Source organism: Methylobacterium gregans, assembly GCF_022179245.1.
Taxonomy (GTDB): Bacteria; Pseudomonadota; Alphaproteobacteria; order Rhizobiales; family Beijerinckiaceae; genus Methylobacterium; species Methylobacterium gregans.
In genome coordinates this window covers 67,228-75,476 of sequence record NZ_BPQM01000113.1, presented here as the reverse complement: position 1 = coordinate 75,476, position 8,249 = coordinate 67,228, and the positions used below count along the sequence as shown (strand labels likewise).

Genomic DNA, 8,249 nt, shown 5'->3' with positions numbered 1-8,249 from the left:
TGACCGTGGTGGTGAAGGCGAAGACCTCGGGATCGATGATGCGCAGGTAATGGGCGTAGAGGCTGCCCGCCGCGCCCGCCATTGCGGCCGAGATCACCGCCGCGACGGTCAGCGTGCGGGTGGCGTTGATGCCCACCGAGAGCGCCAGGGACTCGTTCTCCTTGAGCCCCCGCATCGCCCGGCCGAAGCGCGAGCCGACGAGGCGCGCGACGACGAGGTAGCAGAGCGTGCCGACGCCGAGCACGAGGTAATAGTTCTGCAGCTTGGTCCTGAGCGTCCACGTCCCGATCCCGGGCAGCCCCAGCGTGATCGCCGGGATCCCGGTGAGCGCGAGCGGCCCCTGGGTCAGCTCGACCCAGTTGAGGGCGACGAGCCGCACGACCTCCGCGAAGGAGATCGTGACGATGACGAAGTAGGCGCCGCGCACCCGGAAGGAGAGGCGGCCGATCAGCCAGCCGCAGGCGCCGGCCGCGAGCGTCGCGAGCACGAACCCGACCGCCGGCGGCCAGGGCTCGTGCACCGCGCGGAGGCCGAAGCCGAGATCCACGTCGAAGCCGAGGCTCGTCAACGCGCTCACGTAGGCGCCGATGCCGAAGAAGGCGATGTGGCCGAGGCTGAGCTGCCCGGTGAAGCCGAGGAGCAGGTTCAGGCTCATGGCGCCGATCGTCAGGATGCCCGTCACGATCAGCGCGTTGAGCAGGTAGGGGCTGGGGCCGAGCGCCAGCGGCAGGGCGACGAGGGCGGCGAGGAGCGCGAGGGGGAGGAGCCGGTTCATCCGATGCGCTCCGCCTTCGCGAACAGGCCGGTCGGCTTGTAGAGCAGCACCGCGATGATGATCAGGAAGCCCATCGCGTCCCGGTAGCCGGAGGAGACGTAGCCGGCCCCGAGCTCCTCGGCGAGCGCCAGGATGAAGCCGCCGATGGCCGCTCCCGTGACGTTGCCGAGGCCGCCGAGGATCACGATCGCGAAGGCCTTGAGCTCGGCCAAGCCCCCCATCTGCGGGTAGACGACGTAGACCGGGCCGAGCAGGGCGCCGGCGGCCGCCGCGAGCGCGGAGCCCAGCGCGAAGGTCGCGGTGTAGATGCGCCGCACGTTGACGCCCATCAGCGCCGCGGTGTCGGAATCCTGGAAGGCGGCGCGCATGGCGAGGCCGAGCCGCGTCCGGTTGATCAGCGCGTAGGTGAGCCCGATCAGCGCCAGCGCCGCGCCCAGCACGAACAGGCGCAGCCACGAGACCGAGACCGGGCCGATCTGCAGGGGCGCCTCCGGGAAGGGCGAGGGGATCGCCTTGGCGACGCCGCCGAAGATCCAGAGCGTGCCCGATTGGAGCGCGATCCCGGCCCCGATCATCACCAGCATGGTGGTGTCGATGTCCTGCCCCCGGAAGGGACGCAGGAGCAGGATCTCGATCGCCGCCCCGAACAGGAGACCGCCGAGGATCGCCACCGGCAGCGCCAGGAAGAAGTTCAGGCCGAGGGCGGCGACGGCGAGGTACATCAGGTAGGCCCCGACCGTGTAGAGGGCGCCGTGCGTGAAGTTCACCACGTTCATGATCCCGAAGATCAGGGTCAGCCCGATCCCGAGGAGCGCGTAGGTGCCCCCGAGGATCAGCGTGTTGACGAGGTGCTGGATCAATTGGTCCATGGGCGGCCCTCCCGATGGTGAGCGTGCGACGGGCGTGCCAGGCCGGCCCCGGGGAGCCGGCCCGGGCGGTGTCAGAGCGTCGGCACGACGACGCGGCCGTCCTTGATCTCGATCAGGTAGACGTCGGGCCGGCTCTGGCCGCTCTCCTTGCCGGCGGGGCCGGACTTGGCGAAGCGGATCGGGCCGTTGAGTCCCGTGAAGTCGACCGACCAGAAGGCCTTGGCGATCGCGGCGGGCTCAGGTTTGCCGGCCTTCTCGATGGCGTGGGCGATCGCCCGGATGCCGTCGTAGCCGCGGAAGCTCTCGGTCACGCCCGCGAACGCGAAGCCGCGCTTCTTCCACTCCGCGATGAAGGCCTCGGTCGCCTTCGGGTCCGGGGTCTTCTCGGGGATCCAGGGCAGGAAGGTGGTCAGGTGCATCGTGCCGTCGGCGGCCGAGCCCGCCTGCGCGATGATCTGGTCGGGGTTCTGCGAGCCGCCCGTTGTGATCACCCGCTTCTTGAGCCCCAGCGCCGCCATCTGCTTGAACAGCAGCACGAGCTGGTCGACGGCGCTCGTCACCATGATCGTGTCGCTGTCGGAGGCCTTCAGCTTGGCAAGCTGGGCGCTCATGTCCTGGGCGCCCTGGTCCATGATCTCGACGAGGCCGACCTGGACGCCCTTGTCCCTCAGCATCTTGCCGAAATCGGTCGCGGCGCCGCGACCGAAATCGTTGTTGAGCACCAGGAAGTCGACCTTCTTCATCCCGAGCTTGGCGACCATCGGCGCGAAGGTCTCGGCCTCCAGCGCCGAGGGCGGCGAGATGCGGAAGACGAAGGGGTTGCCCGAGGTGGTGATCTTGCCGGACGAGGAGGTCTCGACCAGCATCGGCACCTCGTAATCGGCGAGCTTGGGCATCACCGCCAGCGTCAGGCTCGAGCCCCAGGCGCCCATCAGCACCGGGGTCTTGTCGCTGGTGATCAGCTTCTCGGCGACCGCGGCGGCCTCGGTCGGGTTGCTCTTGTTGTCCTCGACGACGAGCTCGATCTTCTTGCCCAGGAGCCCGCCCCGCGCGTTGATCTCGTCGGCGGCGATCCGGGCGCCGTTGACCACGTAGGTGCCCGAGGCCGCGAAGGGCCCGGTCAGGGGCTCGTTGACGCCGATGCGGATCGTGTCCGCCCGCGCCCCCGTGGCGGCGAGCGCCAGCAGGATCGCGGTGGTGAGGGTGAACCGGCCGGGCATTCTCGGGTCTCCTGGGGGGTTTGAGCTTGGACAGGTCAGGCGCGGCCGCGCCATGCCGCGAGGCGGGCGCGGACGAGGTCGGCGAGCAGGCGCAAGGGGTTGAGGCCGGCGGGCGCCGGGGCCGCGGCGCCCGAGAGGCGGGCGTCGAGGTTGCGGGCGAGATCGGCCGTGATCCGGCCGGCGAGGTCGCGCACGAGGCCGGGGCGGCCGAACTGCGCGAGCGGCCCGGTCAGGGTGTAGCCGACGTCGAGCAGGACCCGGGCGGTGCCGGGGGCCTCGCCCGGCTCGACCCGGTAGCGGATCTGCCCTTCCGTCGCCGAGCGCCCGCCGGCATCCGCACCGGCGCCGCGCACGGCGCCGCTCAGGGTCGCCGGATCGTGCGCGATGCGGGCGCGGCCCCGGAAGGTCGCCCCGATCGGGCCGATCCGCACCTGCAGGCCGCCCTCGACCGCGTCGGGGGCGGGCCGCCCGGTGAGCACGGCACCCGGCAGGCAGGCGGCCACCGCGTCGATGTCGCCGAAGAGCGCGAAGACGGCCTCCGGCGGGTGGGCGAGGTCGAACGTCTGCGTGAAGCTGTGGGTCGGCGTGAAGGCGGCGTCGAGATCGGTGACGCGCGCGGGCGCGGCAACGGTCGCGGCGGCAGGGGCCGTCGCCGGAACGGGGGTCGGCCGGGTGACCGGCGTCGCGCCGGCCTCGCCGAGCCGGGCGCCGACCGGCCCGAGGGCGCGCTCCGCCCCGCTCTCCGGCCCGATGCCGCGGGCGCGCCGCTCGGCGATCACGCCCATCACCGCCCGCACGATGCCCGCGTAGCCGGTGCAGCGGCAGAGATTGCCCGAGAGGCCCACGCGGATCCGCCGTTCGTCCGCCTCGGGCAGCCTCAGCACGAGGTCGCGCGCGGCCACCAGCATGCCGGGCGTGCAGTAGCCGCACTGGAGCGCGTGCTCGCGGTTGAAGGCCGCGCGGAGTTCCGCCGCGACGGGGTCGCCGTCGAGGCCCTCGACCGTGGTGACGGCGGCGCCCGAGCAGGCGCCCGCGAAGGTGAGGCAGGCGCGCGCCGGCTCGCCGTCGAGGAGCACCGTGCAGGCCCCGCAGACGCCGTGCTCGCAGCCCAGATGGGTGCCGGTGAGGTCGAGGCGCTCGCGCAGCACGTCGCCGAGATGGCTGCGCGGCTCGGCCTCGACCCGCACGGGGCGGCCGTTCACCGTCAGAGCCAGGGCCATGTTGCCCGGGGTGCGGCCGGAGGTGCGGCCCGGGATTTCCGCCAGCGCGGCGTTCATGCGGCCTCCGGACGCGTGGTGGGGACGTGGGTGGGAGCTTGCCCGGCCGCCTGCGCGACCGCGCGGGCGAGCACCGTGACGTGGACGTGGCGCGCGACGCGGTCGGCCATGCCGGCGGCGATCAGGGCGGCGTCGGCGGCGCCTGCGTCGAAGCGCGCGGCGAAGTCGGGGCAGATGCGGCCGCCGAAGAGCGGGCTCGCGTCGGCGAAGAGGAGCGGCGGCCCCTCGACGGCGCCGATCACCGCGCGCCCGCGGCCGGCGGCCGGCTCGATCAGCACCGCCCCGATGGCGTGGGCGAACTCGCCGATCTTGGCGCAGTGCTTGACGTAGCCCCAGGCGGCGCCCGCGGGCCGCGCGGGAATCTTGACCGCGACGAGGATCTCGCCGGGCCGCAGCGCGACGTCGAGCGCGCCGGTGACGAAGGCCTCCAGCGGCAGCGTCCGGCGCCCGTCGCGCCCCGCGATCTCGACCGCGGCGCCGAGCGCGGTGAGCGCGCTCACCCAGTCGGCGGCCGGATCCGCGTGGGCGAGGCTGCCGCCGACCGTGCCGCGGTTGCGCACCGGCCGGTAGGCGATCGCGGACGCCACCCGCTGCAGGGCGCCGCCGGTGTTGTCGGGCACGCGCCCGTCCTCGATGTCGGCGTGCGTCACGCAGGCGCCGAGCACGAGGGTGCCGTCCTCGAGCCTGGCCTGCCGGAATTCCGGCACGCCGGTGATGTCGAGGACGAGGTCCGGCTCGACGAGGCGCAGGTTCAGCATCGGCCCGAGCGACTGGCCGCCCGCCATCAGCTTCACGGAGCCGGGGGCCGTCGCGAGACGGTCGAGGAGCGCGGGCAGGCTCGCCGGGCGCTCCCAGGCGAAGGGGGCGGGCTTCATGCGGCCTCCCGCGCGCGGGCCGGGGCGGACTTCGCCTTGGCGGCCAGCACCGCCTCCACGATCCGGTGGGGCGTGACGGGCGCGTGCAGCATCTCGACACCGAGATCCGCCAGCGCGTCGTTGACCGCGTTGGCGAGCGCCGCCGGCGGCGCGATGGCCCCGCCCTCGCCGATGCCCTTCTGGCCGAAGCGCGTGTAGGGCGAGGGTGTCTCCATGTGGCCGATGCGGGCCATCGGCACCTCGGCGGGGCCGGGCAGCAGGTAGTCGGCGAAGGTCGAGGCGAGCGGCTGGCCGCGGGCGTCGAAGCGCATCTCCTCGAAGAGCGCCGTGCCGATCCCCTGGGCCAGTCCGCCGTAGATCTGCCCGTCCACGACCAGCGGGTTCACCAGCGTGCCGCCGTCCTCGACGATGACGTAGTCGAGGATCTCGACCGCCCCGAGATCGGGATCGACCGCGACGACGGCCGCGTGCGCCGCGTACGAGAAGGTGCCGGAATCCCGCTGCGGCTTGTAGCCGGCGGTGACTTCGAGCCCGCCCGGATCGGTGTCGGGGGCGAGATCCTGCGGGCGCCGGTACCAGGTGCGGGCGATGGCCTCGAGCGGCACGTCGCCGTTCGGCCCGACCACGTGGCCCCCTTCGAAGCGGCACGCCTCCGCCTGCGCCTGGAGCAGGTGGGCGCCGATCTTCACGGCGCGGTCGCGCAGTTCCTCGCAGGCGGCGGCCACCGCGCCCCCCGCCATCACCATCACGCGCGAGCCCCAGGAGCCGGTCGAGTAGGGCGTCATCGCGGTGTCGCCGTGGACGAGGCGGGTGCGCGCCACCGGCACGCCCAGGATCTCGTGGGCGACCTGGGCCAGCGTCGTCTCCAGGCCCTGGCCGTGGGAATGGGCGCCGATGCGCAGTTCCAGCCCGCCGTCCGGCGTCAGCCGGGCGGAGGCCTGCTCGTGGCCCGGCACCATCGGGATGCCCCAGCCGGAATAGACCGAGGTGCCGTGCGCCGCCTGCTCGCAGTAGATCGACAGGCCGAGGCCGATCCGGCGCCCGTCTGGCTCGCCGCGAGCCTGGCGGGCGCGCACCGCCGCGACGTCGATCGCCGCGAGCGCCCGGGTGAGCGCCTGCGGGTAGTCGCCGCTGTCGAAATGCTTCCGGGTGATGTTCTCGAACGGCATCTGCTCGGGCCGCACGAGGTTCTTCTCACGCACGACGTCCGGCGGAAGGCCGGCCTCGCGGGCGACCGCGTCGAGCACGAGTTCGAGGGCGAAGCAGACGCCGGTGCGGGCCACACCCCGATAGGGCAGGATCGGGCACTTGTTGGTCGCGACCGACCACGTGCGGCAGCGGTAGCTCGGGAAATCGTACGGCCCCGGCAGGATGCTGGCGACCTGTGCGGCCTCCAGGCAGGCCGAGAACGGGTAGGCCGAGTAGGCGCCGGAATCCACGGTCGCCTCGCAGTCGATGCCGCGCAAACGGCCGTCGCGCTCCGCGTAGGCGGTGATGCGGTAATGGTGCTCCCGGCAATTGGCGTTGGCGGTGAGGTGCTCGCGCCGGTCCTCCAGCCAGCGCACCGGGTGGCCGCAGCGGAGCGCCAGCCAGCAGAGCGCCACGTCCTCGGCGAGCAGGATCGCCTTGTAGCCGAAGCCGCCGCCGACATCGGGCGAGACGATGCGGATGCGGCCCTGCTCGAGCCCCAGGCATTCCGAGAGGCCGTTCCTCACGATGTGCGGCATCTGGCTCGCCGTGTGGACGACGATCTGGTCGAGGCGGTGGTCGAGCTGGACCACGGTGCCGCGGCCCTCGATCGGCGCCATGCATTGCCGCCCGGTCGAGATGGTGCGGCTGACCCGGATCGGCGCGTCGAGCGCGGCCGCGATGTTCACGTCGACCAGCGTCTCCAGGAAAACGTTGTCGCCCCAGTGCTCGTGGACCAGGGCGGAGCCGGGCTCGCGCGCCGCCAGCATGTCGTGGACGGCCGGGAGCTCCTCCAGGTCGAGCACGATCGCGGCGGCGATGTCCTCGGCCTCCGCGCGGGTCGGGGCCACGCACATCGCGACGAGCTCGCCGACCTGCCGGACCTTGCCCGCGGCGAGCACCGGCTGCTCGGAGACCTTGAAGCCGGGCAGACCGGAGACAGCGCGGATCGGCAGCACGCCGTCGAGGTCGGCGGCCGTGAAGACGCGGTCGCGATAGGCGTCCGGCACGTGGATCGCCCGGATGCGGGCATGCGCCAGGGGGCTGCGCACGAAGGCGACGTCCTGCATCCCGGGCAGGCGGATGTCGCCGACGTACTGGCCGCGCCCGCGCATCAGGCGGTCGTCCTCCTTGCGGGGCAGCGGCGCCCCGACGCCCTCGGCGCTCATCGGGATCCTCCGAGAAGGTCCTGCGCCGCGCGCACCAGCAGGCCGTCGGGCCGGAGGAACGCGTTGAGGATCGAGAAGTGGTCGGCACCCGGCACCGGCAGCAGCGCGCCCGGCGCGTGGGCGGCGGCGCGCAGCCCGTGGAGGTTGCGGGCGTCGTGGACGAGGGCCGGCAGCTCGCGGCTGCCGTAGGCGATCGTCAGGGGCTTCTCGACGACGGGCAGCCGCAGGGGCGAGAGGGTCGCGATCTCGTCGTCGGTGAGCGAGAGCTTCTCGTTCAGGTAGGTGTCGCGGATCGGCGCGAGGTCGTAGACCCCGGAGATCGCGAGCCCCGCCGCGACTGCCGGATGGCCGAGATGGAGGGCGGCGAGCTGCGCGCCCGCCGACCAGCCCGACAGCACGACCGGACCGCCGATCCCGTGCTCGGATCCGTGGCGGCCGAGCCAGTCGAGCGCTGTGCCGATCTCGGCGACGATGCCGGCCAGCCTCGCCTCCGGCGCGAGGCTGTAGCCCGGCATCGCGACCGACCAGCCGGCGGCGTTCAGGCCTTCGGCGAAGCAGGCGAAGTCGGCGCGCGCGTTGCGCTGCCAGTAGCCGCCGTGGACGAAGACGAGGCAGGGCGCCGTCAGATCCGCTGCCGGGTAGAGGTCGAAGGCGGTCCGCTCGGTCGCGCCGTACGGGATGTCGAGATGGGCCGCCCGCGCCGCCCGGTAGGCGGCGGAGGCGGCGTTGCGCGCCGCGACCTGCGCGGCGCTGTCGGGGACGCCCGCGTTGTTGTCGTAGCACCGGCCTCGGGCCGCGGCGTCCAGCTCCGCCCAGCGGCGGCGCGGATCCGGGGGCGTCGGATCGTCGAGGATGAAGGCGGGCATGGACACCTCG

The 8,249-nt window shown here is 73.3% G+C and carries 7 protein-coding genes; all 7 read right to left on the bottom strand.

All coding sequences use genetic code 11. The annotated features are described in order from the left end of the window. A partial coding sequence (locus MFF54_RS20675; RefSeq protein WP_238305569.1) for a branched-chain amino acid ABC transporter permease occupies positions 1-775 on the bottom strand: 775 nt, incomplete at its 3' end. After that, positions 772-1,644 (bottom strand): branched-chain amino acid ABC transporter permease, encoded by an 873-nt coding sequence (locus tag MFF54_RS20670; RefSeq protein WP_238305567.1) that lies wholly within the window; start codon positions 1,642-1,644, stop codon positions 772-774. The genes MFF54_RS20675 and MFF54_RS20670, both read right to left, overlap by 4 nt. Positions 1,645-1,715: 71 nt before the next feature. After that, complete coding sequence (locus MFF54_RS20665) at positions 1,716-2,864, bottom strand: ABC transporter substrate-binding protein (protein ID WP_238305565.1); 1,149 nt, start codon at positions 2,862-2,864, stop codon at positions 1,716-1,718. A 35-nt stretch (positions 2,865-2,899) separates the two neighbouring features. Further along, positions 2,900-4,141: a xanthine dehydrogenase family Fe-S subunit gene (locus MFF54_RS20660; protein WP_238305562.1), complete on the bottom strand. Its 1,242-nt coding sequence runs from the start codon at positions 4,139-4,141 to the stop codon at positions 2,900-2,902. Beyond that, complete coding sequence (locus MFF54_RS20655; protein WP_238305551.1) at positions 4,138-5,016, bottom strand: FAD binding domain-containing protein; 879 nt, start codon at positions 5,014-5,016, stop codon at positions 4,138-4,140. Before MFF54_RS20655 ends, MFF54_RS20660 begins: the two co-directional genes overlap by 4 nt. Then, on the bottom strand, positions 5,013-7,373 hold the full coding sequence (locus tag MFF54_RS20650) for a xanthine dehydrogenase family protein molybdopterin-binding subunit (RefSeq protein WP_238305548.1): 2,361 nt from the start codon (positions 7,371-7,373) through the stop codon (positions 5,013-5,015). Before MFF54_RS20650 ends, MFF54_RS20655 begins: the two co-directional genes overlap by 4 nt. Further along, complete coding sequence (locus tag MFF54_RS20645) at positions 7,370-8,239, bottom strand: alpha/beta hydrolase (RefSeq protein WP_238305545.1); 870 nt, start codon at positions 8,237-8,239, stop codon at positions 7,370-7,372. The genes MFF54_RS20650 and MFF54_RS20645 overlap by 4 nt, the downstream gene beginning before the upstream one ends. Positions 8,240-8,249 lie beyond the last annotated feature (10 nt).